Consider the following 23508-nt stretch of genomic DNA (forward strand, 5'->3'; position numbering starts at 1 on the left):
GTTTTGCTTGTAAATTTAAATGATGTTTTGGGTTACACAAAGGTAAAAAAATTTGGTGTGGGGATGTTCAACGGCCTTTCTGCAGAGTTTTATCAAGGCTTAATTGACGCAGCAGAAGAGCTAAAAACCCCTATTATAATTGGCATTGCAGACAGATTCATCGACAGGCTTGACTTTGAAATGCTTGCAGAGGTAATGATTTTCCTTGCAAAAAGGGCATCTGTGCCTGTGTGTGTGCATCTTGACCATGCAAAGAGCCTGAAAAATATCATCAGAGCAATAAAGGCCGGGTTTACATCTGTCATGTTTGACGGATCAAACTTGCCATTTGAGGAAAATATAAAGAAAACCAAGGAAGTTGTTGAGATAGCGCATTCTGTTGGTGTAAGTGTTGAGGGAGAACTTGGCGTTGTTGGAAGAGGCGAGTGGGATTTTAAAAATCCAGAGTTTTATACAAAACCTGAAGAGGCAGAGGTATTTGCAAATGAGACAGGTGTTGATGCTTTAGCTGTTTCAATTGGTACAGTTCACGGTGTCTACAAGGGCGAGCCTATGCTTGATTTTGAAAGACTTGCGGAAATAAGAAAAAGAGTTGATTGTTATCTTGTTTTGCACGGTGGCTCTGGGCTTTCAGATGATGATTTTAAAAAGTGTATAGAGTACGGAATTAACAAGGTGAATATTTTCACTGATCTGACTTTAGCGGTAAATGAAAAACTTCCTGAGTTTGTCAAAGCCACAAGTGATTTGACCCCTGCAATCTTTGATGAAATTAGAAGGATTGTCAAAGAGGAAGCCATAAAGAAGTTAAAGGTTTTTGGAAGCTATGACATAATTTAAAAAACAATTATAATAAATAAACTTATTTGGAGGTGCTTTAGATGAACGAGCCAATTTATAAATATCTCAAAATTGGAACAATTCATTTCATGTCTTACCCGCAGGTAATTGATGGAGAAGGCCCAATTGAAGAGACTTTAAAGTCAATACTTGAAGATGATTACTTCAATGCGGTAGAGATAACATGGATAAAGGATAACGAGGTAAGAAGAAGAGTCAAAGACATGCTAAAATCTGCACACATCACAGTTGCATATGGTGGTCAGCCAAGACTTTTGAGAACAGGCTTAAATCCAAACGACTACGACAGTGAAAAGAGAAGAAAAGCAATAGAGATTTTGAAAGAAGGCATTGATGAAGCATATGAGCTTGGCGCTGTTGGTTTTGGATTTTTGTCAAGGCAATATGATGAGGCACGCAAAGAGGAAGCATTCAAGATATTAGTTGATACAACAAAAGAGCTCTGCGAGTATGCAAAGTCAAAGGGGAACCTCATGATAGAACTTGAGGTATTCGACTTTGACATTGACAAAAAGAGCTTGATTGGACCAGCTGACCTTGCAGCAAGATTCGCAGCCGAGATAAGAAAAGAATACAACAACTTTGGGTTGATTGTGGATTTGAGCCATTTGCCACTTACAAGAGAAACAGCACAGCAGGCGCTCTTGCCTGTAAAAGATTACCTCACACATGTTCATATAGGTAACGCTGTTGTGAAGGACAAAAATCATCCGGCATATGGCGACAAGCATCCAATGTTTGGAATAGAGGGCGGCGAAAACGATGTTGAAGAGGTAATTGAATTTTTGAGGGTATTGAAAGAGATAGGGTTTTTAAATCCAGAAAAAAGACCTATCTTGAGCTTTGAGGTATTACCTATGCCAGGTCAAGACCCCAAAATTGTGCTTGCAAGTTCAAAGAGGGTTTTGAACGAAGCATGGGCAAGACTATAAAAATTTCTGCTTCAATAGAAAAATAGAAATACTTTTAAAGTTGCGGGAGGGAAAATTTATATGAAGATACTTGTAACAAGAAGAATAATGGAACCAGCAATTGAGCTTTTGAAAAAATATGGTGAGGTTGAAGTAAACCCGCACGACAGACCGATGACAAGAGAAGAACTATTGAGAGCAATTGCTGATAAAGACGCAGTTTTGACCCAGCTTGTTGATAAAGTGGACAGTGAGTTTTTTGACCATGCACCAAATGTCAAGATTGTTGCAAACTATGCGGTGGGTTATGATAACATAGATATTGAAGAGGCAACAAAAAGAGGAGTTTATGTAACAAACACACCAGACGTTCTGACAAACGCAACAGCCGAGCTTGCATGGGCGCTGCTCTTTGCTGCGGCAAGAAGAATAGTTGAAGCTGACAAGTTCATGAGAGGTGGACATTACAAAGGCTGGGGTCCGATGCTCTTTTTAGGAAAAGGCATAACAGGCAAGACACTTGGTGTAATTGGTGCAGGTAGGATTGGCCAGGCTTTTGCAAGGATGTCAAAAGGTTTTAACATGAAGATTTTGTACTATGATTTTGAGAGAAAAGAAAACTTTGAAAAGGAAATAGGCGCTCAGTTTGTCCCATTGGATGAGCTTTTAAAAGAAGCAGATTTTATATCAATTCACGTGCCTCTCACACCACAAACAAGACATATGATTGGTGAAAGAGAGCTTTCTCTTATGAAGCCATCGGCAATATTGATTAACACAGCACGCGGGCCAATTGTCGATGAAAAAGCGCTTGTAAAGGCGCTGAAAGAAAAGAAGATTTATGCTGCAGGGCTTGATGTTTATGAGAGAGAACCCGATTTTGAGCCAGAGCTGGCTGAACTTGACAATGTTGTAATGCTTCCTCATATTGGTTCTGCAACAGAAGAGTCAAGACTTGACATGGCAATGCTTGCAGCAAACAATATAGTAGATTTCATTGAGGGAAGAGTTCCAAGAACACTTGTCAATAAAGAGGTTTTGAACAAAAAGTAATAAAGCATCTCCTTTTGGTAAATATTTCCCTGCGGGAAGGTGGTTATTCCCGCAGGGAGCATTTAAATTAGCGAAATTGATAATTTTAAAGCCCAGAAAATAATGCTATAATATTTTTATGAACAATACGAAACAGTATTTCACAATACGAAACAGGAGAGACTGATATGTCACAAAATTCTGTTCAGTCAATTGAAAGAGCGTTTGAAATAATTGAGGCTTTGGCTGTTGAGCCAAAAGGGCTTTCAATTACTCAGCTTTCTCAAAAACTTTCACTTCACAAGACTACCGTCCACAGGATTTTGCAGACACTACTTAACAGAGGGTATGTTCAAAAAGACCCACAGACCTTGCGCTACAAGCTTGGTGTTAAGTTTGTTGAGATTTCGAGCCTTTATCTTAACAACATTGAGCTCAGAACCGAAGCACATCCGTTTTTGCGTGAGCTTGTGGCTATGTTAAATGTGACTGTGCACTTAGCAATTCTTGATGGTTGCGATGTTGTGTACATTGACAAGATTGAGCAGGTAAACTCAATAAGGCTTTACTCCTCAATTGGCAAAAGAGTTCCAGCATACTGTACAGCACTGGGGAAAGTAATGCTCAGCAAATTTTCAGACCAAGAAGTTGAAAAGATACTATCTACAATTTCTCTTCAATCATATACACAAAACACTATTACAAATATAGAAAAGCTTCTCGATGAGATAAGAAGTGTTCGAGAGAGAGGCTTTGCAGTTGACAATGAAGAGTTGCAAGAAGGTGTAAGGTGTATCGCTGCACCCATATATGACTACAGAGGCGAGATGATTGCTGCTATTAGCATTTCGGCACCGACGAGTGTACTACCACCTCACAAGGATGAAGAAAATGCGCAAAAGGTTGTGGATACTGCAAAGAAGATTTCTTACAGGCTTGGGTACGTGGAGGAGAAAAAAATATAGGGGAAAGGAGATGTAACAGGATGGAAAAGGAACAGGTTCTGCAAAGGATAAACGAAAATGGACTTGTTGTTGTTGTTCGTGCAGAGTCGAAAGAGAAGGCTCTCAAGATCACAGAGGCATGTATAAAAGGTGGTGCTAGTGCAATTGAGATAACCTTTACCGTGCCCGGCGCTGACGAGATAATAAAGTATCTTACAAGCACGTACAAGGAAGATGAGATTATAATAGGAGCAGGTACAGTTCTTGACAGCGAAACAGCACGAATTGCAATCTTGGCGGGTGCAAAGTTTGTTGTAAGTCCATATCTCAATCCTGAAATGGTAAAACTTTGTAACAAGTACAGGATAGCTTCAATGCCCGGCGCTATGACAATAAAAGAGGTTGTGGAGGCGCTTGAGTGCGGCGCAGATGTTATAAAGATTTTCCCTGGCGAGCTTTTCGGGCCAAAGATTATAAAAGCATACAAAGGGCCAATTCCACAGGCAAGGCTTATGCCAACAGGCGGCGTTGACCTTGACAATGTTGATGAGTGGATAAAAGCAGGTGCGTTTGCGGTTGGTGTTGGCAGCAATATAACAAAGTATGCAAAGGATGAGGATTATAGTAAGGTAGAAGATGTTTGCAGACAGTTTGTCCAGAAAATAAAGATGGCAAAGGGGAAGGTATAGGTAGGATGTTTGAGGTTGTGAGTTTTGGCGAGATAATGTTGCGGCTATCTCCACCAGGATATCAAAGGATTGTGCAGGCAACAAGTTTTGACATCAACTTTGGTGGTGCTGAGGCGAACGTTGTTGTTGCGCTGTCAAACATTGGGGTAAAGACAAGCTATGTTACACTCCTTCCTCCGAATCCTCTTGGCGATACTACGGTAAACTTTTTGAGAAGATATGGAGTTGACACAAGCTATATAAAAAGAAAAGGTAAAAGGCTTGGAATTTATTTTCTTGAAAAAGGCGTAGGGCAGAGAGCATCTTCTGTTGTATACGACAGATCAAACTCTGCCATAAATGAAATACAGCCTGGAGATATCAACTGGAAGCAAATTTTGGAAAAAACAAAGATATTTTTCTCAACAGGAATTACAGCTGCTTTATCACAAAATGTGCTAAATGAGCTAAAGATGGCTTTTAAAACTGCAAAAAATGCAGGTGCAAAGGTGGCGTTTGACATCAATTACAGGTCAAAGCTGTGGAGCTATGATAGAGCAAATGAAGTGATTTCAGATCTTATGCCGTATGTGGACATCCTGGTTACCAACGAAGAGCATGTGAGAAGAGTTTTGAAAATTGATATGGAAGAAAAGTATTTTCAAGGCATTGACCTTACCCCAGATGGTCAAAAGGTTTTGTTTGAAAAGCTGCAAACAAAGTACCAAAACTTAAGCAAAGTAGTTCTTGCTGCAAGAAGAAGCCTCTCTGCTTCTAAAAACATCTTTTTTGCCTATACAAGTGACGAGAATGGCAACATTGTATTTTCTAAAAAGCGCGAGATAGAAGTTATCGACAGAGTTGGAGCAGGCGATGCTTTTGTGGCAGGTGTGCTTTATGGCATTTTAAGAGGGCTTGAAAGCACTCAGATGCTTGAGGTTGCAACGTACATGTGTGCACTAAAACATACAGTTGAAGGCGATAGTTTGATTGTGACTGAGGATGAAATAAAACAGGCACTTTTACAAGATGGCTCTGGTATGATGAGAAGATAAAAAAGGGAGGTTAAAAGAAAATGGAAGTTAGATTTGCGATGCATCCAAGTCAGTTTAAAACTCTTACAACAGAACAGATAAGGAAAGAGTTTTTGATTGAAAACCTCTTTGAATATGGCAAGATAAACATGGTCTACACTCATGTTGACAGGGTGATAGTTGGTGGAGCTGTGCCAACAGTGGAGGTTTTGGTCTTGGAAGATGGAAAAGAGATTGGTGCTCAGTATTTTCTTGAAAGAAGAGAGATTGGGATAATCAATATAGGCAGCAAAGGGTATGTTGTTGCAGATGGACAAAAGTTCGAACTTGACAAGAAAGATGGTCTTTATGTTGGAATGTCCACCAAAAAGCTTGAATTTGGAAGTGATGACCCTTCAAATCCGGCAAAGTTCTACTTTGTTTCAACGCCTGCCCACAAGCAGTATCCAACAGAGAAGATTGATATCAAGCAAACTGAGGCAACTCATCTTGGTTCACTTTCTGAATCAAATGAAAGGACAATCTACAAATACATCCATCCAGACGGTGTGAAAAGCTGCCAGCTTGTAATGGGAATGACCATTTTAGAGCCAAACAATGTATGGAACACCATGCCCTGCCATCTTCATGACAGGAGGATGGAAGTATATTTTTATTTTGACATGCCAGATGATGCTGTGGTATTCCATTTCATGGGCGAGCCAGGTGAGACAAGACATATTATTGTGAGAAATGAACAGGCGGTAATCAGCCCGAGCTGGTCGATACACTCAGGTGTTGGTACAAAGAGCTATACATTCATCTGGGCAATGGCAGGGGAGAATCAATCATATTCTGATGTAAATCCGGTTTCTATGAAAGATTTAAGATGAAGGGCAATTTTGGAGGTGGCATTGAATGATATTAGATAAGTTCAAACTGGATGGTAAGGTTGCAATTGTGACAGGCGCATCAAAAGGTCTTGGGCAGGGTATGGCAATTGCTTTGGCTGAAGCTGGTGCAGATATAGTTGGGGTGGCCTCTGGTCCTTGTACAGCGACGAAACAGAAAGTAGAGGCATTAGGTAGAAGATTTTTAGAAATTCAAGCAGATTTGAGAACAATTGAGCCAATCAATATGATAATTGAAAAGACCATTCAAGAATTTGGTAAGCTTGACATTCTTGTTAACAATGCGGGAATAATCAGAAGATGCGATGCAATTGACTTTACAGAAAAAGATTGGGATGATGTTTTAAATCTAAACCTCAAGACAGTGTTCTTCTTCTGTCAAGCTGCCGCAAGACAGTTCATAAAACAAGGAACAGGTGGCAAAATAATAAACATTGCATCCATGCTTTCATTCCAGGGCGGGATAAGAGTTCCATCGTACACAGCAAGCAAAAGCGGTGTTGCAGGAATTACAAAAGCACTTGCAAATGAGTGGGCAAAGTACAAGATAAATGTCAATGCAATAGCGCCAGGTTATATGGCAACAGATAATACAAAACCGCTTCGCGAGGACCCTGTCAGAAGTGCGGAGATTCTTTCCAGAATTCCAGCAGGCAGATGGGGTACCCCAGAAGATTTGCAAGGTGCTGTTGTGTTCTTGGCATCATCAGCTTCTGACTATGTAAATGGTTGTATCTTGAACGTTGATGGTGGCTGGCTTGCAAGGTAACCTTTCAATAATTATCCCCAAGGGCTTAAGTATTGCCCTTTGGGGTTTTACTATCTTGTGCGAAAATCTCTTTTGGCAGATGTTCTTATGAGCAGCGCAAATGCTTTAAAAGAATGAATCCTATCAATGTTAGCTGTTCAGACAATAGAATTTGGAAGAATTTTTGGTACAAAAAAAGGAAAAATATAAAACACATGCATTATAAACCTTAGTAAAATACTAAGGTTTATGTACATTTTTGATTTGATGAAATTTAAAATTTAGAATTTTAAAATAGTCCGTGTTAGATTAAAAAAATCCGCTCAAGTAATTAGCATTTATTGAGTTATATGTTAGTAAAATATTAATTTAGTCCTTTAAAGTTTAAATTTTTCTTGAAAGCATTTTTGATTTAACGTGCTATAATAGGCTCAAATCCAAAAGAGAAATAAGCCAATAGGGAGGGGAACTATGTTAAGAAAAGGATTTTTGAGGGTTACAGTAATTTATTTGTTCTTTAGCTTTTTCTGTTTAACAATTTTTAACTCTGCTTTTTTAACACCAAAGGCTGAGGCAGCCACAAAAGTTACATTGACTTATTGGGTACCTATGGGTGCAGAGCAGGCCCTGCATTACAAAAGCTATAACGAACTTCCCTGCTACCAAATATTACAAAAGAAAACAGGTATAAAGATTGTGTTTAAACATCCACCACTCAGCAGTTCTGCGGCAAATGATCAGTTCAATTTAATGATTGCTTCACGCCAGATGACAGATATAATAGAATGGGGTTGGAATGGTTATCCAGGCGGTCCACAAAAGGCTTTACTTGATAAGGTTATTATTCCATTGAATAACTACATTCCAAAGTATGCTCCTAATTTGAATAACTATCTAAAAAAGAACCCTGATATAAAGAAAATGGTATCAACAGTAGATGGGGATTTGTACTGTTTCCCTTCACTGAAGGAACTTCCAATTGATGCTTATTATGGTCCTCAAGTGAGGAAGGATTGGTTAAAGAAACTTCACATTGATCCGCCTGAGACAGTTGATGAATGGTACAAAATGTTAAAAGCATTTAAATTGAATGACCCAAATGGAAACGGTCAGCGCGATGAGAGGCCATTTTCAATTTTAAGAGGAGCTTCAAATCCACGTGCTGCTTTTGATTACTCTAGTTTTTTAGTTGGCGCATGGGGAATAAAAACAGATTTCTTCCAGATAAATGGCAAGGTTAAGTATGGTCCATTAGAACCTCAATTTAAATCTTTTATGAGCACGCTGGCAAAATGGTGGAAAGAAGGTTTAATCGACCCTGATGTACTGACAATGGATAGAAAAGTAATAGAAGCAAATGTGCTTTCTGACAAGATAGGTTCATGGCTTGGTCTTATAGGTGGACAAATGGGAACATATCTGACAGTAAAAAAAGGTACATCGTTTGATCTTATAGGAGTTCCATATCCATCACTGAAAAAAGGTGAAAAAGTAAAAATCGGGCAAAACGAGTATCCGTTTACTGGTAGAGGCGCAGCAATTTCCACAAATTGTAAGAATATCGAAGCTGCATGTAAGGTTTTAGATTGGGCTTATAGTAAAGAAGGATATTTAGTAATGAATTTTGGAGTCCAGGGAAAATCATATGTAATTAAAAATGGACGTCCACTTTATACTGACGAGATTATGAATAATCCAAAACTTGGACCTAAAGAAGCGCTTGGTAAATATGTTCCTATATTAGGTGCTTTTGTTCAGTCAAGGGAATACAGTCTGCAGATATCCTTTTTACTTCCTCAACAAAAGGAAGCATCTAAGAACTGGTCAAAGGTTACAAACGAGATTGCTTTGCCACCAATAACTCTATTTTTAACTCCTGAAGAGTCAAATAGACTTGCAAATATTATGAATACTGTTAATACTTTCTATGATGAAATGTTTCTTAAAATGATGACAGGTAAATACAATAATTACAATTCGTTTGTAAAGACATTAAAAAGAATGAAGATAGATGAAGCGATAAAAATTTATCAAAATGCATATAACAGGTATATGCAAAGGAAATAGTTAAGTGACAATCCAGATGTTCGAGGGCTGTCTCATAATATAGAGCAATAATTGTTGTTTAGGCAGCCCTCGATAAATTTGATTTTTGAGAAGGTAGCAAACAAGGGGTGGAATATTAGTGATTTCAACTTTATGGGACCCAAACGTAGATGAAGAAAGATATAAAAATCCCATAATACATGCTGACTATTCAGATCCTGATGTAATCAGGGTTGGCAGTGACTATTTTTTAGTTGCGTCAAGTTTCAACTGCGTGCCAGGTCTTCCCATACTTCATTCAAGGGATTTAATCAATTGGAAAATTGTAAATTACGCAGTTGAAAGACTTCCTTCACCTGAGTATGATACTCCTCAGATAGGTAAAGGTATATGGGCACCTGCAATTAGATATCATGAAGAGAAGTTTTACATATATTTTAGTATGCCTGATAATGGTATATATGTATGCTATACAGATGATCCGTTTGGCAAATGGTCGGATATCCACTTGGTAAAAGCAGCAAAGGGATGGATTGATCCATGTCCTTTTTGGGATGAAGACGGAAATGCTTACCTTGTAAATGCTTTTGCAAAGAGCAGGATAGGGTTTAATAGCAAACTTTGTGTCTCAAGGTTATCAGCAGACGGATTAAGAGTATTAGATGAGGGTAAAATCGTCTTCGATGGTGCAAAAACACAGCCGACAATTGAAGGACCTAAACTTTATAAGAGAAATGGTTATTATTACATATTTGCACCTGCAGGAGGAGTAAAATTTGGGTGGCAGACGGTTCTGAGATCGAAGGATATCTATGGGCCGTACGAAGAGAAGATAGTGCTTCATCAGGGAAAGACCAAAATAAATGGTCCTCATCAAGGTGCATGGGTTGAGACAGAAAAAGGTGAGCACTGGTTTGTGCATTTTCAAGACAGAGGTCCGTATGGAAGGGTAGTCCATCTTCAGCCCATGAGATGGGAAGATAATTGGCCACTGATTGGCATTGATGTAGATGGGGATGGTATTGGAGAGCCTGTTGAAGAGTATAGAAAGCCAAACACAAACTACAAAAATGAATATGATTTTTACTTGGAATGTTCAGACCATTTTGACAAACCCCAAATTTCACTACAATGGCAGTGGCATGCAAATCCTCAAGATAATTGGTATTCACTTGAAAAGAGAAAAAGCTATTTGAGATTATATGCGGTTGGGAATCTGACAAATAACAATAAAGTAAAAAGTATATTCTTTATGCCAAATCTTTTACTACAAAAAATTCCAGCACCTGAATTTATAGCAATTGTAAAACTTGAGGTTAATTTTAATAAAGAGGGTTCTTATGCTGGCATAATAATGAGCGGCAGTAGATATTCTTCTATTGGAATAAAAAGGGGACAAAAGAAGTTAAGTCTTGTACAAGTTTTAGGAGATGTGAAAGAAGATGTGATTGAGAATACAGTGGCTAAGATGCCAATAGAAACATCTCAGGTTTTTTTAAAAATCAGTGTTAAAGAAGGAGCCGTTTGTAAGTTTTCATTCAGTTTTGATGGTAAAAAATTTACAGATTTCGGTACAGAGTTCATACCACAAGAGGCTATTTGGGTGGGTTCAAAAATAGGGCTTTTCTGTATAAATACCTCTGGAAAAAATGGAGTTATCCAATCAGATTATGCTGACTTTGATTATTTCAAGATTGAAAACTTTAGAAAGGAAGATGAGTGTTGAAAAAGTTAAAGGAGCTTGTAAAGAAGAATTACTCTATTAGGATGTCAGACAGTGTTATTAAAAAGTTTCCGAACCTTACTGATAAATGGCAGTATGACTATGGTGTTGTTTTTAAAGGAATGGAATATGTTTATGAGATGACAAAAGATGGGAAGTATTACGAATACATTAAAAGAAATATAGACTCCTTTGTGAATGAGGATGGGTCAATAAAGAAGTATTCTAAAGAGGAGTACAACATAGACCATATAAACAATGGAAAAGCAATTCTGTTTCTATATAGGAAAACAGGCGAAGAAAAATACAAAAAGGCAGCTCAGCTTCTACGCGACCAGCTCAGGTCCCATCCAAGGACAGTGGAAGGCGGTTTTTGGCACAAAAAAATCTACCCACATCAAATGTGGCTTGATGGTATCTACATGGCATCACCTTTTTATGCTGAATACGCAACGTTAATAGGACAGGACGAGGCAGACGAGATCTATGACGATGTTGCAAAGCAGGTAATCTTGTGTGCAAAACATACCAGAGACCCTGTCACAGGTCTCCACTACCATGGCTGGGATGAGAGAAGAGAGCAAAGATGGGCAAACAAGATTACAGGCTGCTCGCCAAATTTCTGGGGAAGGGCAATGGGCTGGTTTGCAATGGCCGCAGTAGATGTCCTTGACTTTCTGCCGCAAGACCATCAGTCAAGAGAAACAATTTTGGCTATCTTCAAGCAGCTCGTTGACGCTGTTATCAAGTATCAAGACCCTGAGATAGGTGTTTGGTACCAAGTTGTTAACTTTATAGGCAGAAATGGAAATTATCCAGAAGCATCAGCTTCTTGCATGTTTGCATATGCACTTGCAAAGGGTATAGAAAAGGGGTATTTGGACTGCAGTTATGTAAAAGCACTTGAAAGAGCGTATGAAGGAATAATCTACAGGTTTGTTGAAGAGGATGAAGAGGGGCTTTTGAATCTCAATGGTGTTTGCATGGTAGCAGGCTTGGGTGGAAATCCGTATAGAGATGGTTCTTTTGAGTACTATATAAGCGAGCCAATAAAGACAAACGACCTCAAAGGTGTTGGGGCGTTTATAAAGGCAAGTGCATGGATTGAAAGACTATTCAAATAAGTTGTGGAACAGAAAATTTTTAAAAGGAGGACAACCCTGATGTTTTTAAATGTTCGTGATTTTGGAGCGGTGGGAAATGGGCAGGTAAAAGATACAGAAGCATTCAAAAAGGCGATTGAAGCAAGTTGGGAGCAAGGTGGTGGGACGGTTTATGTACCTGCTGGAGTTTATCTAACCGGTCCCATTCATCTGAAGAGCAATATAACCCTCTATATAGAAAGTGGGGCTACATTGAAATTTTCCAACGACCTGGATGATTTTCCTTTAGTTTATACAAGATGGGAAGGAGAAGAACAAGAAGCATACTCTCCACTAATTTATGCCGAAAATGCAGAAAACATTGCAGTTGTTGGATTTGGCACAATAGATGGGCAGGGTGAAATGTGGTGGAAACTTCACAGAAATAAAGAACTAAAATATCCAAGACCAAGGACAGTTTGCTTTTACAGGTGCAAAAATGTGACTATTGAAGGAATAAAGATTGTCAATTCACCAAGCTGGACGGTAAACCCAATCGAATGTGAGAATGTCACAGTTCACAATGTCAAGATTCAAAACCCTTATGATTCTCCTAACACAGATGGGATAAATCCTGAGTCTTGCGAAGGTGTTAGAATCTCAAACTGCTACATAGATGTTGGCGATGACTGTGTAACTTTAAAATCCGGAACAGAAGATTGCAAGGTGAGGATTCCTTGTGAGAATATAGCAATTACAAACTGCATAATGGCACATGGTCATGGTGGAATTGTCATTGGCAGTGAAATGAGCGGTGGTGTTAGAAATGTTGTCATTTCAAACTGCATTTTTGAGGGTACAGACAGGGGAATAAGAATAAAAACCCGCCGTGGAAGAGGTGGGATTGTTGAAGATATAAGAGTTTCAAACATTGTGATGAAGAATGTAATCTGTCCATTTGCGTTTTATATGTACTATCACTGTGGCAAAGGCGGAAAAGAAAAGAGAGTTTGGGACAAGTCTCCTTATCCTGTAGACAGTACAACTCCAATTGTAAGAAGAATTTATATAAGCGATGTGATTGTAAGGCAGGCGCGAGCAGCAGCTGGATTTTTGTATGGTCTTACAGAGATGCCAATTGAAGATGTTGTATTTTCGAATGTCACAGTTGAGATGGCACAAAACCCTGAGCCTGAACTTCCTGCTATGATGAGCTATTTAGAACCGATGGCAAAAAGAGGGTTTGTCATAAATACTGTGAGGAATATAAGATTTATGAATGTTACTGTGCTGGAACAGGAAGGTGTTGCTTTTGAACTTAACAATTGTGAAAATGTAGAGTTTTACAGATGCAGGGCAAAAGATACAGCAGATTATTCTAAGATTTTGAGTCTGAATAATACAATGAATCTGATTGCCGAGTGAGAGGGAAATTAAGTATTTGCTAAATGTAGGGGTATGCTCTTTGGCAACAAGGCAAAAAAGAGCATACCCCTTTTTTATTCTCACCACAGCTTTTCAACATCCAAACTATTGCTATCAACAGGTATCATATAAAAGCAAAATTCAAATTTCTCATCTTTGATTAAGTACTTCTCAAGCGGGCCGGGGCCACAGCTCTGGCTCCCGATACCACCAATCTTAAAGTCAACATTCACAACAATTCCATCTGCTTTTGTCAGCTCGTATGTGTGTTTTGCTTTTGTGAGCACATCATCAGTATATTCTCTTGCACTGAAGTTAAATGTAGGAATGCCTTTAATACAAAGTCCTATTCCGTATATATTGTATACAAACGCCCATCTAACGTCGCACCTGTTTCCATATTCCTGGGGCATTATATATGGAACGTACATGTCTTTTATAGCCATGTCATATATTTCTACAGTTGCGCTCTGTTTTATATCGGGATAGTTTTCATGAGGGCCTCTTCCGTAATATTTGACATACTCAAATTCTTTTGGCATCATAAATTGCAGTCCTATCTTTGGAAGTGGCGGAAGCGGCCTTAAAGCCTGCGCATACACATTTGTCTCTACAATTCCCGATTTGAAAACCTTGTAGCTTGTGGTTACTTCAAATACAGGTTTTACTGAATATGCGCCATATACCGAAGTTGTTTGTACTTTGAAGTACTCGCTGTGCTCTTCAAAGCTGACATTTACAATTCTTCTTTGAAGCTTGTCAAATCCAGCTTTTATCCATTCATTTTTGATGTGCACATCGTTGTCTGTTGGAGCCCTCCAGAGATTGAACCTTGGCGAGGATTTTATAAAATCAAGACCGTTGTATTTTAAGCTTATCAAATCACCTGTCCATCTGCAAAACTCTGCTACTGTGCTGCCAGCAAAAACCTCAACTTTGTCAGGAGAATTTACCACTTCAAACCTGTTTTGCTTTGAGAAAATAACATTTACCTTCTCAATTTTTTGCACGGCATCTTGAGGAGTGTCTTCTCTAAGTGCAATCTGAGATTTTTATAACAAAACCCCTCTTTGCCCAGTCTGTGGAATTTTTGAGATTTGCTGTAAAGGTAATAAAAATTTCTCCGCTGCAGCCTTCCAAAATCTCTTTGACTTCGTCAATCTTGATCTCTTTTGAACAGTGGGGAAGAACATCGCTCACATCAACAAAGCCCTCTTTTACAACCCTGCCACCTGACAGAAGTTCCCATTCAACTTCAATGTGATTCAAAGATATAAAATCATACCTGTTTGTGATCTTGAAAATTCCTCTTTTTTTATCTAAAAGCTCAATAACAACTGGTTCGTAAACTTTCTTGAGCTCGAACATGGCTGGAGATGGAGTTCTGTCAGGGAAAAGAAGTCCGTCTATACAGAAGTTACCGTCGTTTGGCTCATCTCCAAAATCCCCGCCGTAGGCATAGTACTCTTTCCCATCAGGTGTCTTTGTCAAAATTCCATGGTCTGCCCACTCCCACACACATCCACCTAAAAGCCTTGGGTATTTGTATATCACGTCCCAGTACTCTTTGAGGTTTCCAGGACCATTTCCCATTGCATGTGCATACTCACACATGAAAAATGGCCTTTTTTCTTGCTTCTTGCCCTCTTCTTCAAGTTTTTCTACTGGAGGGTACATTACACTTACAATATCCACAACTTCAGCATCACGGGCACTTTCGTAATGAATAGGACGGCTATTATCATATGACCTTATCCACTGTGCCATTTTATCATGATTTGGGCCATAGCCAGATTCGTTTCCAAGCGACCACATGATGATTGATGGATGGTTTTTGTCCCTCTTTACCATCATCTTTGCCCTTTCAACAAACGCATCTTCCCACACTGGGTCTTTTGCTAAAAGTCCCCAGTCACCAACTGCTCCAAATCCATGTGTTTCCAAATCAGCTTCATCAATCACATAAATACCAAATCTGTCGCATAGCTCTAAAAAATAAGGATGGTTGGGATAGTGTGAGGTTCTTACGCAGTTTATATTGTGCTGTTTCATCAAGGTTATGTCTTCTTGCATCATCTTTCTTGTCACTGCAAATCCAACTCTCGGGTGCATGTCATGCCTGTTGACACCTTTGAGTTTAATTGGAACATTATTTAGGTAAAACACGCCATCTTTTATTTCGATTTTCCTAAATCCAAAGTTTTGAGGAATAATTTCCAACATGCCGCCGGAGCTATCTTTCAATGCTACAATTAATGTATAAAGGTTGGGCAGCTCTGCACTCCATAGTCTTGGATTTTCAATTTGAAATTCAAAAGTGATCTCTTGCTTGCCAGAGGCAGAAAGTCTTAACGATTTGTTTGAGCTTTTGATTAAAGTTTTATCAAAGAAAACTTGTACCTCTACACTGAATTCTTTTTGGTCGTTGCTTCTGTTTTCAATTTCAATCTCAGCAGTCAAGAGTCCTTCTTTGAGGTCATCACTCAAAGTTGGTTTTAAATACACGTCTCTTACAAACACCTTTGGTCGCAGAAGAAGATACACATCTCTGAATATTCCACTCATTCGCCATTTGTCCTGGTCTTCTAAGTAAGTTCCATCTGAATATTTTAAAACAATAGCTGTGATAGTATTTCTTCCTTCTTGGACAAATCTTGTTATGTCAAACTCATGCATCATGTGAGAAACCTTTGAAAAACCAGCAAACTTACCGTTAATATATACATAAAATGCTGAGTCTACCCCTTCAAATACAACAAATATTTCTTTGTCTAAATCCTGCTTGGAAATATAAAATTCCCTTTTATAGACACCTGTTGGGTTTATATCTGGTACAAACGGTGGGTCAACAGGGATGGGATATCTGGTATTTGTATAAATTGGTATGTCATAGCCAAACATCTGAAAGTTGCTGGGTACAATAATCTGGTCAAAATTGCAACTTTTTGTATCTGCCAATATTATATCCTCTGTCACCATGCATGGCTTTTCAAAAAGTTTAAAATACCACTTTCCATTCAGTAACCTGAAATGATTTGAAAGTTCCCATTCATTTTCTAAAGCTTTTTGAGGATTGTCAAAAGGTATAAAAGAACTTCTTGGCTCTTCTCTGTTTATATGCTGAATTTTTGGATTTTGATAGTAATTTTTGTCAAGCATATAAATCCACCTCACATGTTTTAAAATTACTGTGGTTTTTGTGTACATTATTCATTTTACTTTATCAACAAGTAGACATACAATATCAAAAAACTAAAAACAATATAAGGATATTAAGATTAAACAAAAGAAAAAATAAGGAGCTGCCAACTTTTTTCTGTGACAGCTCCCATTTTTTGAACTCTTAATTTTCTGGTGGTTTATACTTGCCTGCAACCAGGTCTTCTAAATCTTTTAGCACTTTTTGAACCTGCTCTTTTGCAATCACAAAATCAGATTTTCCGTTTCGAACAACCATGTAAAAATCGTCGTTGTAAGGTATGTACTGCATCACATCAACTTTTTTGTTGACAAGATAGAACTTCATGGTGACTTCAGGTGTGCCTGTCGGCTTTTTGTCATTTTCACCGTCAATTAAAAGACCAATGATTTCCTGATAGAATTTTTTGAATGTATCTTCATCAATCTTTCGACCGTCTGCCTGGAAGTTGTATTTGTACTCATCAGCTTCTTCTTCGCTTCTTGCTTTTTTGATTAGCTTTTTGTCAAGTATAAGGGTGTGTTTTTTCTCTTTTGTAAAGATTTCAATCTTGTCAACATAATCGATGTTTACAATATAAGCAAACTTTTCTATGAGGTCAAAAGGCTTTATGGTATTCATGAAATCTGTCTTGTAAGTTGACATTGTAAATACAACTTTGGAGTCAGCCATTTTACAGTAAACAGCCGAGTCATTTACATTGTTGCCGACAAAAAGATGCAGAGTATTTTTATTGTCCTTTACAATGAGCTCTATCCGTGGAGACTGCAATCCGTACTTAGGATTGTAAACATCTTCTCCAACTATATCTTCAGGACTGAAATTTGGAACATTTTCAATGAACTCTGAAAACTTATCGCTTGCAACTCCCACTGGCTGGCTGTATGGCTGAACCAAGTTCCACAGTCTAATATAGTACTTCCATTCATTATCTTTAGGATTTTTCTCATCAACCTTTTTGATTTCAATTGTTGGCTGTCCTTTTCTTACAAGTTTTACATACGTAATATTTTGAGTATCAATCTCTGGTATCTTAACACTCAGAAGCTTCTGAGGTTTTATGGTAAAATTTTCTGCATGGTTTGTCCACACAACATAAACTTTTGGGTCACCTTTTTTCATTAAATAATAAGTGGAAGTTATTGGTGTCTCTGACCCAAGATAAAATGTAACTTTTTTACCGTCACTGAGTGTTGCCTCAACAATTGATCTTGGATTGTCAAGCCCGTATTTTTTAAGGTCTTTTGGGTTGCTATCAGCAATTTTTTCTGCAGTCATCTGAGCGCACGAAAAGGCTATATCATCAATTTTATCCTGGTCAAAATAAAGGGGGTTGTTAATTCCATTTACAATCCACTTGTCTTTGACTTTCTCGAGCACAAGGTGAATGCCATCGTGCTTAATATCTATCTTTGTAATCTTGTTTCTATCAAAATTTGTTACAGTAACAGAGGCTGAAGAGGACTTTTTTTCTTCAGCCTCTTGTTTTTTCTTGTTCAAGTAGCTTACATAAAAGTACGCACCAATTACAAGAACCAAAACCAAAAATACTGACACAATTGTAATAAGCCTGTTTTTTTTCTTTCTCATAGATGTCTCCTCCTCAGCCATACAGTTAAACCTAATACAAGAATAACAATTGGTATTCCAACGACAGTTATTGCTGCCCAGACCATAGCCTGTGTTGTGCTAATATTGAGCCTGAAAGTTGTAAGGTCTTTTGGTTGTATTTGCAGGGTTTCTTTTTTATCCTGTAGCCAGTTAAGACTATTTATCACAAAGTTCAAGTTTCCAGGGACGTTTTTAGAAAACTGAGCATTTAAAAACATTGCATTGCCAACTATCACGACCTTTGCATCTCTTGGTCTGAGCTTGGTATTGAGAGCATCAGCTTTATCTGTAATTGCAACAGCTAAGGTAAATGGTCCGCTTATATCACCTTTTTCTTTGCTAAGCGATGTTGATTTTAAGTCCTTTCTGAGCCACGAATTTGAAGTTGTTGTAAGGAGTTTTTCGATAGTAATTGTTCTTTTTTTAAATTTTGTCTCAACAATTGGTTGAGCACTTGGTAAGAGCATATACATATTGTTTAAATCTATTGGGTTTACAATATCGTGTGATTCAAACTTTGGAAGTATCCACACAGGATTTCCTGCGTTGTAGTTGTTGTCACCTTCCATGACAATTCCGTGTTCGAGTCTGACTCCCAAGCTTTCAAACAGACTGTTGAAGTTTTTGAGCTCATCTTTCAGTAGGTCAATCAAAAACATTACACGCCCGCCGCCATTTATATAGTCTTTTAGTTTTTTAAGCTCAATGTCTGAGATGTCTGTCTTTGGAGAGATTACTATCACAGCTGTTGCATCCTGCGGAACACTTTTTTCAGTAAGAAGATTTAAATCCTTTATTTCAAAATTTGCAGCTTCAATCTCGCTTGAAATGCCAAGCCCAACAAGTGTGTCCTCTCCATGACCTTTTAGTTCATACAAAACAGGGCTTTTGTCAGATGTAACGTACAAGATGGCAGGTGTCAGTTTTTGTTCAATTGTAAGACCAGTTACGTTTGATTCGCCTGTCTGCTCATTGTATGAATAGTCAACCATGTCGTATCTGTTTATTACTCTGAATTTAGTGCCGCTTTCAACAATAAGCGAACCTTCATCAATTCCTGAACCACTTGTGTCATATTTTTTAACGAAACCTGGGTTTTTATAAGGGTCTATGTATTTGATTTTTACATGCGAGGATTTTTCAGCATATTTCTGGATAAACTCAGAAATCACAGGGTTTTCATTTCCGGTCGGGAAAAGAGCATAAATTGTCACATCTTTTTTTAGATTTTTCAAAAGGTCAATCGTGGGCTTTGAAAGTGAGTACAGTCTGTTATGTGTAAGGTCAAGCTTTGCTGGAATTTGACCTACTAAAAGGTTTAGAACTATCAGAATAGCAATTACAGATGCAGTGAGCATAGCAGCATATCCGCCGTATTTGAACTTTCTTGTCTTAAATGAGCTTTTTATACTCTTTAAATCAAGCTTCACCATTTCTTCCCCCTTTTTTAGCTCCATCTTCTTTTCTCAAGTACTCTTATTGTGAGGAATATGAAAACAAATATAAAAGATAGATAGTAGACTATTGATGACAAATCCAGAAGTCCGTTTGTGAATTTTTGATATCTACTTAAAAGCGAAAACCATTTGAAAAATCTAACTATAGCATTGTCGTAAAACTCTGGTTTTAAGATGTATACTGCAACAAATGACCCTGCTCCTATAATTGCTGCTGATACACTAATGATTATATTTCTTATAGTGAGGTAAATCCACGCGCAAACCAGACCTACAAGGATTAGAACAAATACAAATCCTGCAACTCTATCTGTTGGAAGAGCACTTTCCAGCCAATCTATAACCCATGTCAAAAGCAAAGCAGAAAATGTCACAACAGCTGCAATGAACTGGTTGTCTGTCAGCGAGGATATAAAAAGACCTATTGAGATAAAAGAGCATCCAAGAAGGAAAAATCCTATATATGCACCCAAGGTTTCTGCAACAGGAATGTCACCGTAAAAAGAAAGTATTATGGGATACAATACGGTAACGGCAATGGTGATAACAAAAACAGTAACAGCAGCTAAATACTTACCAAGCACAATTTCAGTAAGTTTCAACGGCGATGTCAAAAGAAGCTGGTCTGTCTTTGTTCTTGCTTCTTCACTTAATAGTCTCATTGTAAGCACTGGCACAACAACTAAGAATATAAACGTTATGTTACCAAGCACTGATGTATAATTCGGGCTTGCTGGAAACAGGTTTGACACTGCAAAGAAAAATCCTGAAATCAATAGGAAAAATCCCATGAATATATAACCTGTTGGTGTTGAAAAGTATATCTTTAACTCTTTTTTCAAAACTGCACTCATACAGCTTCAGCCTCCTTCTCCTCAGTTGTAAGCTGCAGGAATATCTCCTCAAGCGTTAGGTCAACCGCTCTCATCATCAGAATAGGAAGTTTTGCCTCGCTCAGCGCATAGAATATATCTGCCCTTATATCTACATCGTTTTCTGATTCAACAATGACCTCAACGGTGTTTGGTTCTTTTGGACCAATAAATTCTATGTATTTTACACCCGGTACCTTTTCAAGTATTCCATAAACCTTTTGCCTTTGACCTAATACTCTTATCTGAAGTTTGCTTCCGTGGGTAAGTCTTTTAGATAGATTCTCAGGCGTGTCACTTGCAACTATCTTTCCTTTGTTGATTATCAGAACTCTTTCACAAACAGCACTGACCTCTGGCAGAATGTGAGAGCTTAAGATTATTGTGTGCTCACTTCGAAGATTCTTTATCACAGACCTAATCTCAATTATCTGCTTTGGGTCAAGTCCGATTGTTGGCTCGTCCAAAATCAAAACAGGAGGGTTGCCAATTAAAGCCTGGGCAAGTCCAACTCTTTGCTTGTAACCTTTTGAAAGATTTTTTATGAGCCTGTTTCTCACATGGGCAATGCCAACAGTTTCCATTATCTTGTCCATGCTTCTTTTTTTCTCTTTTTTGTCTACCTTTTTAATGTCGCTCACAAAATCAAGGTATTCTTGCACAGTCATGTCCATATAAAGCGGTGGGTTTTCAGGCAGGTATCCAATTCTTTTTTTCACTTCTTCGGGCTCTTCTAAGATGTCGAATCCGTCAACGTAGGCTGTTCCTTCTGTAGGCGATAAATACCCTGTTATGATATTCATGGTGGTAGATTTTCCAGCACCGTTTGGACCCAGAAAACCAACAATTTCCCCCTTTTGCACTTCAAATGAGATGTCGTGAATTGCATAGTGCTGACCATACTTTTTGGTTAAGTGTTCAACCTTTATCAAAAATATCCCTCCTCAGATTGACAATGTATATAGTTGTACAATTTTAATTATAGTATAAACTATAACATAATGTGTGAACAATTTGTTAAATTATTTTTTGCTCAGTTTCGTTTGAATATCTCCTTTTAGCTATCACATACAAGCTTTAATAAGATTCTTGCTTATCACAGGCTGCTGTGCACGCTTGAACAATGAGAAAGCAGCAATTTACCACGATTCCAAAGATGAGATGTGCATTTTGACTGGTCATTTGTAAAAGCTATTCAAATCACAGGGGAGAATCATTTGGCTTGTTCAGAATATCTGAGTGAACAAATATAAGTTTTTCAACAAAAAAGACTCTCCGCTTCTCTGCAGAGAGCCTTTATTGCTTTAAGATTTATGTATCTTCTAAATTTTCACACCCTTTAAAAATGCGATGTCTTGCATATTCTTCCCACATACAGATTCAATAATTGTCATATCCTTTTCGAGTTTTACAATTTTTTGAGTATTCTCTTCAGTTTGTTTAAATAGAGCTTGGTGTTCTTTACTGTTATTTGAAATTACAGAATTTAACAAACCTTCCATCCTTGCAAGCTGGTGAGTAAAGTTGTCGTGTTCAGCTTTGTTTACCTGTGCTAAATGTTCTAATGCTTTTAAGATTTGAGTATTTTCTGCAACTTGAAGTTCTAATTTTTCAACTCTCTTTTCGAGACTATCAACTCTCTTTTCAAGGTTTTCAACTCTCCTTTCAAGGCTTTCGACTCTTTTTTCAAGACTTTCGACTCTCTTTTCAAGGCTTTCAACTTTCTTTTCAAGGCTTTCGACTTTCGCTTCAAGTCTGTCAAGCCTTGCCTCAAGCCTGTCAATCTTTTGGTCTAAGGTTTCAACCTTTTGTAAGATAAGCTCTAAGATTTCTCTATCACTCATTTTTATCTCCTCACGAAAGTTAAAATACGACTTGACTATAATTATAACTCATTTAGTTGGAAAAATCTATTCAAAGGATTATAAAAAGATATATCCTAAGAAGATCAAGTATAAAACCCCACCAAACAAAAGTGCAAATGGGTTTACAGATTTTTTAATCTTAACCCATATAAGATTTAGAAGTGCGGACATAAATGCTAAGATAGCTGAAACCATTGTTATACCTTTTAAATTCCATGGTGTGAATATTATTCCAAATACAACTGGAACAGAGGATTGAAATACCATTGCACCTGTGATATTTCCGAGTGCAAGAGTGTCTTTTTTCTTTCCAATCCAGATAATAGAGTTTAGTTTTTCAGGTAGCTCTGTTGCAATAGGTGTAATGATTATAGAAAGTATTAGTGCAGGTACACCAATCATCATCGCAACTTTCTGAACATACTCAACAAACAAATGCGCACCATAGATGATAAGTACCAGTGAAAGAAGAAGCTGAGAAAGTATCCACAAAAGGTTGTTTGGAAGTTTTAAAAACCTTGTAAAATAAAGTTCTTCTAATTCTTCTCTTTCAGTGTCTTCACTCTCATCTGCAAGTGTCTTTTTTACATATATAAGATAAGCTACAAACAATCCAATTGCAATTATTTTTCTTATAACTTTATGATTGTGAATAAATGTTGTCAAAACTGCAATTCCATATACAATGAGAAAATAAGTAAGGTCACGCTCAAATACACTCAAGTCAACATTCATCTTCAATGTTCTTTTTCTAAAAAGAGTGTAGACTATTACAGCAAGTCCAGTTATGAAAAAGGCCAAAGTACCAAGCATAAAAGGGGCGCCGGCAATTGCTCCAATACCAACATCATGTGAACTTTCTCCTTTGGCAAACAGAATTGCAATAATAGGTATTATGGTCTCAGGAAGGGCAGTTCCAACCGCTGCCAGGATACTTCCAACTGCCCCTTGTCCTAAGTTCATTCTTTTGCCAAACCACTCAACTGCATTTGTGAAAAAAGTGCAACCAAAAAGTATTATAAACAAAGAGAAAATCAGCTTTATAACATATGGTATTACCACCTTAGTCATCCCTTTCTATTGTTAATGCTTCAAGTTAATACTTTAATAAGAATACTACTTTGATACAAAAAGTGTCAA

At 37.8% G+C, this 23508-nt stretch carries 20 protein-coding genes; 12 read left to right on the top strand and 8 right to left on the bottom strand.

Features of this window, described 5'->3' with window-relative positions:
- Positions 1-3 precede the first annotated feature (3 nt).
- From H964_RS07150 to H964_RS07205, 12 genes are all read left to right on the top strand, one after another.
- Positions 4-840, top strand: coding sequence for a class II fructose-bisphosphate aldolase (locus tag H964_RS07150; protein WP_039766133.1), 837 nt, complete (start codon positions 4-6; stop codon positions 838-840).
- Between the two features lie 41 nt (positions 841-881).
- A complete protein-coding gene (locus tag H964_RS07155) occupies positions 882-1793 on the top strand; it encodes a sugar phosphate isomerase/epimerase family protein (RefSeq protein ID WP_039766135.1) in 912 nt (303 codons plus the stop codon).
- A gap of 60 nt (positions 1794-1853) precedes the next feature.
- Positions 1854-2825: a glyoxylate reductase gene (gyaR, locus tag H964_RS07160; protein WP_039766138.1), complete on the top strand. Its 972-nt coding sequence runs from the start codon at positions 1854-1856 to the stop codon at positions 2823-2825.
- A gap of 167 nt (positions 2826-2992) precedes the next feature.
- Complete coding sequence (locus tag H964_RS07165; RefSeq protein WP_039766141.1) at positions 2993-3769, top strand: IclR family transcriptional regulator; 777 nt, start codon at positions 2993-2995, stop codon at positions 3767-3769.
- Between the two features lie 20 nt (positions 3770-3789).
- A complete protein-coding gene (locus H964_RS07170) occupies positions 3790-4437 on the top strand; it encodes a bifunctional 2-keto-4-hydroxyglutarate aldolase/2-keto-3-deoxy-6-phosphogluconate aldolase (protein WP_039766144.1) in 648 nt (215 codons plus the stop codon).
- Between the two features lie 5 nt (positions 4438-4442).
- A complete protein-coding gene (locus tag H964_RS07175) occupies positions 4443-5471 on the top strand; it encodes a sugar kinase (protein WP_039766146.1) in 1029 nt (342 codons plus the stop codon).
- A 20-nt stretch (positions 5472-5491) separates the two neighbouring features.
- A complete protein-coding gene (gene kduI, locus H964_RS07180) occupies positions 5492-6322 on the top strand; it encodes a 5-dehydro-4-deoxy-D-glucuronate isomerase (RefSeq protein ID WP_039766148.1) in 831 nt (276 codons plus the stop codon).
- Positions 6323-6347: 25 nt separating this feature from the next.
- On the top strand, positions 6348-7109 hold the full coding sequence (gene kduD / locus H964_RS07185; RefSeq protein ID WP_039766150.1) for a 2-dehydro-3-deoxy-D-gluconate 5-dehydrogenase KduD: 762 nt from the start codon (positions 6348-6350) through the stop codon (positions 7107-7109).
- A 450-nt stretch (positions 7110-7559) separates the two neighbouring features.
- Entirely contained in the window at positions 7560-9155 is a 1596-nt protein-coding gene (locus H964_RS07190) for an extracellular solute-binding protein (protein ID WP_039766152.1), read from the top strand.
- A 118-nt stretch (positions 9156-9273) separates the two neighbouring features.
- Positions 9274-10860, top strand: a complete 1587-nt coding sequence (locus H964_RS07195) for a glycoside hydrolase family 43 protein (protein WP_051109316.1) — start codon at positions 9274-9276, stop codon at positions 10858-10860.
- Complete coding sequence (locus tag H964_RS07200) at positions 10857-11981, top strand: glycoside hydrolase family 88/105 protein (protein WP_011915955.1); 1125 nt, start codon at positions 10857-10859, stop codon at positions 11979-11981. The genes H964_RS07195 and H964_RS07200 overlap by 4 nt, the downstream gene beginning before the upstream one ends.
- Before the next feature lie 39 nt (positions 11982-12020).
- Positions 12021-13364, top strand: coding sequence for a glycoside hydrolase family 28 protein (locus H964_RS07205; RefSeq protein WP_011915956.1), 1344 nt, complete (start codon positions 12021-12023; stop codon positions 13362-13364).
- A gap of 80 nt (positions 13365-13444) precedes the next feature.
- On the opposite strand, the gene H964_RS12975 is transcribed toward H964_RS07205, so the two are convergent.
- The 8 genes from H964_RS12975 to H964_RS07240 all read right to left on the bottom strand — a co-directional run bounded on the left by H964_RS12975 (position 13445) and on the right by H964_RS07240 (position 23430).
- Entirely contained in the window at positions 13445-14374 is a 930-nt protein-coding gene (locus H964_RS12975; RefSeq protein ID WP_237738233.1) for a beta-galactosidase small subunit, read from the bottom strand.
- A gap of 22 nt (positions 14375-14396) precedes the next feature.
- Positions 14397-16523, bottom strand: a complete 2127-nt coding sequence (locus H964_RS07210) for a glycoside hydrolase family 2 TIM barrel-domain containing protein (RefSeq protein ID WP_237738234.1) — start codon at positions 16521-16523, stop codon at positions 14397-14399.
- A 184-nt stretch (positions 16524-16707) separates the two neighbouring features.
- Complete coding sequence (locus tag H964_RS07215; protein ID WP_039766159.1) at positions 16708-18153, bottom strand: DUF4340 domain-containing protein; 1446 nt, start codon at positions 18151-18153, stop codon at positions 16708-16710.
- On the bottom strand, positions 18150-19607 hold the full coding sequence (locus H964_RS07220) for a GldG family protein (RefSeq protein ID WP_039766191.1): 1458 nt from the start codon (positions 19605-19607) through the stop codon (positions 18150-18152). The genes H964_RS07215 and H964_RS07220 overlap by 4 nt, the downstream gene beginning before the upstream one ends.
- Before the next feature lie 14 nt (positions 19608-19621).
- On the bottom strand, positions 19622-20485 hold the full coding sequence (locus tag H964_RS07225; protein WP_039766162.1) for an ABC transporter permease: 864 nt from the start codon (positions 20483-20485) through the stop codon (positions 19622-19624).
- Entirely contained in the window at positions 20482-21435 is a 954-nt protein-coding gene (locus H964_RS07230) for an ABC transporter ATP-binding protein (protein ID WP_011915961.1), read from the bottom strand. The genes H964_RS07225 and H964_RS07230 overlap by 4 nt, the downstream gene beginning before the upstream one ends.
- 390 nt (positions 21436-21825) lie before the next feature.
- Positions 21826-22347 (bottom strand): DUF5798 family protein, encoded by a 522-nt coding sequence (locus H964_RS07235; RefSeq protein ID WP_039766164.1) that lies wholly within the window; start codon positions 22345-22347, stop codon positions 21826-21828.
- A gap of 78 nt (positions 22348-22425) precedes the next feature.
- The gene (locus H964_RS07240; RefSeq protein ID WP_011915963.1) at positions 22426-23430 is read right to left on the bottom strand and encodes a sodium:calcium antiporter; all 1005 of its coding nucleotides are present in this window, start codon (positions 23428-23430) and stop codon (positions 22426-22428) included.
- Between the last annotated feature and the right edge of the window lie 78 nt (positions 23431-23508).

The organism is Caldicellulosiruptor sp. F32, assembly GCF_000404025.1.
Classification (GTDB): domain Bacteria; phylum Bacillota; class Thermoanaerobacteria; order Caldicellulosiruptorales; family Caldicellulosiruptoraceae; genus Caldicellulosiruptor; species Caldicellulosiruptor saccharolyticus.

What these genes read in the sequence shown, in the direction of transcription:
- kduD (WP_039766150.1), top strand. Translation starts at nt 6,348, where the DNA reads ATGATATTAGATAAGTTCAAACTGGATGGTAAGGTTGCAATTGTGACA.
- H964_RS07205 (WP_011915956.1), top strand. Translation starts at nt 12,021, where the DNA reads ATGTTTTTAAATGTTCGTGATTTTGGAGCGGTGGGAAATGGGCAGGTA.
- H964_RS07190 (WP_039766152.1), top strand. Translation starts at nt 7,560, where the DNA reads ATGTTAAGAAAAGGATTTTTGAGGGTTACAGTAATTTATTTGTTCTTT.
- H964_RS07170 (WP_039766144.1), top strand. Translation starts at nt 3,790, where the DNA reads ATGGAAAAGGAACAGGTTCTGCAAAGGATAAACGAAAATGGACTTGTT.
- H964_RS07225 (WP_039766162.1), bottom strand. Translation starts at nt 20,485, where the DNA reads ATGAGTGCAGTTTTGAAAAAAGAGTTAAAGATATACTTTTCAACACCA.
- H964_RS07165 (WP_039766141.1), top strand. Translation starts at nt 2,993, where the DNA reads ATGTCACAAAATTCTGTTCAGTCAATTGAAAGAGCGTTTGAAATAATT.
- H964_RS07210 (WP_237738234.1), bottom strand. Translation starts at nt 16,523, where the DNA reads ATGCTTGACAAAAATTACTATCAAAATCCAAAAATTCAGCATATAAAC.
- H964_RS07215 (WP_039766159.1), bottom strand. Translation starts at nt 18,153, where the DNA reads ATGAGAAAGAAAAAAAACAGGCTTATTACAATTGTGTCAGTATTTTTG.
- H964_RS07220 (WP_039766191.1), bottom strand. Translation starts at nt 19,607, where the DNA reads ATGGTGAAGCTTGATTTAAAGAGTATAAAAAGCTCATTTAAGACAAGA.
- H964_RS07175 (WP_039766146.1), top strand. Translation starts at nt 4,443, where the DNA reads ATGTTTGAGGTTGTGAGTTTTGGCGAGATAATGTTGCGGCTATCTCCA.
- H964_RS07155 (WP_039766135.1), top strand. Translation starts at nt 882, where the DNA reads ATGAACGAGCCAATTTATAAATATCTCAAAATTGGAACAATTCATTTC.
- gyaR (WP_039766138.1), top strand. Translation starts at nt 1,854, where the DNA reads ATGAAGATACTTGTAACAAGAAGAATAATGGAACCAGCAATTGAGCTT.
- kduI (WP_039766148.1), top strand. Translation starts at nt 5,492, where the DNA reads ATGGAAGTTAGATTTGCGATGCATCCAAGTCAGTTTAAAACTCTTACA.
- H964_RS07235 (WP_039766164.1), bottom strand. Translation starts at nt 22,347, where the DNA reads ATGAGTGATAGAGAAATCTTAGAGCTTATCTTACAAAAGGTTGAAACC.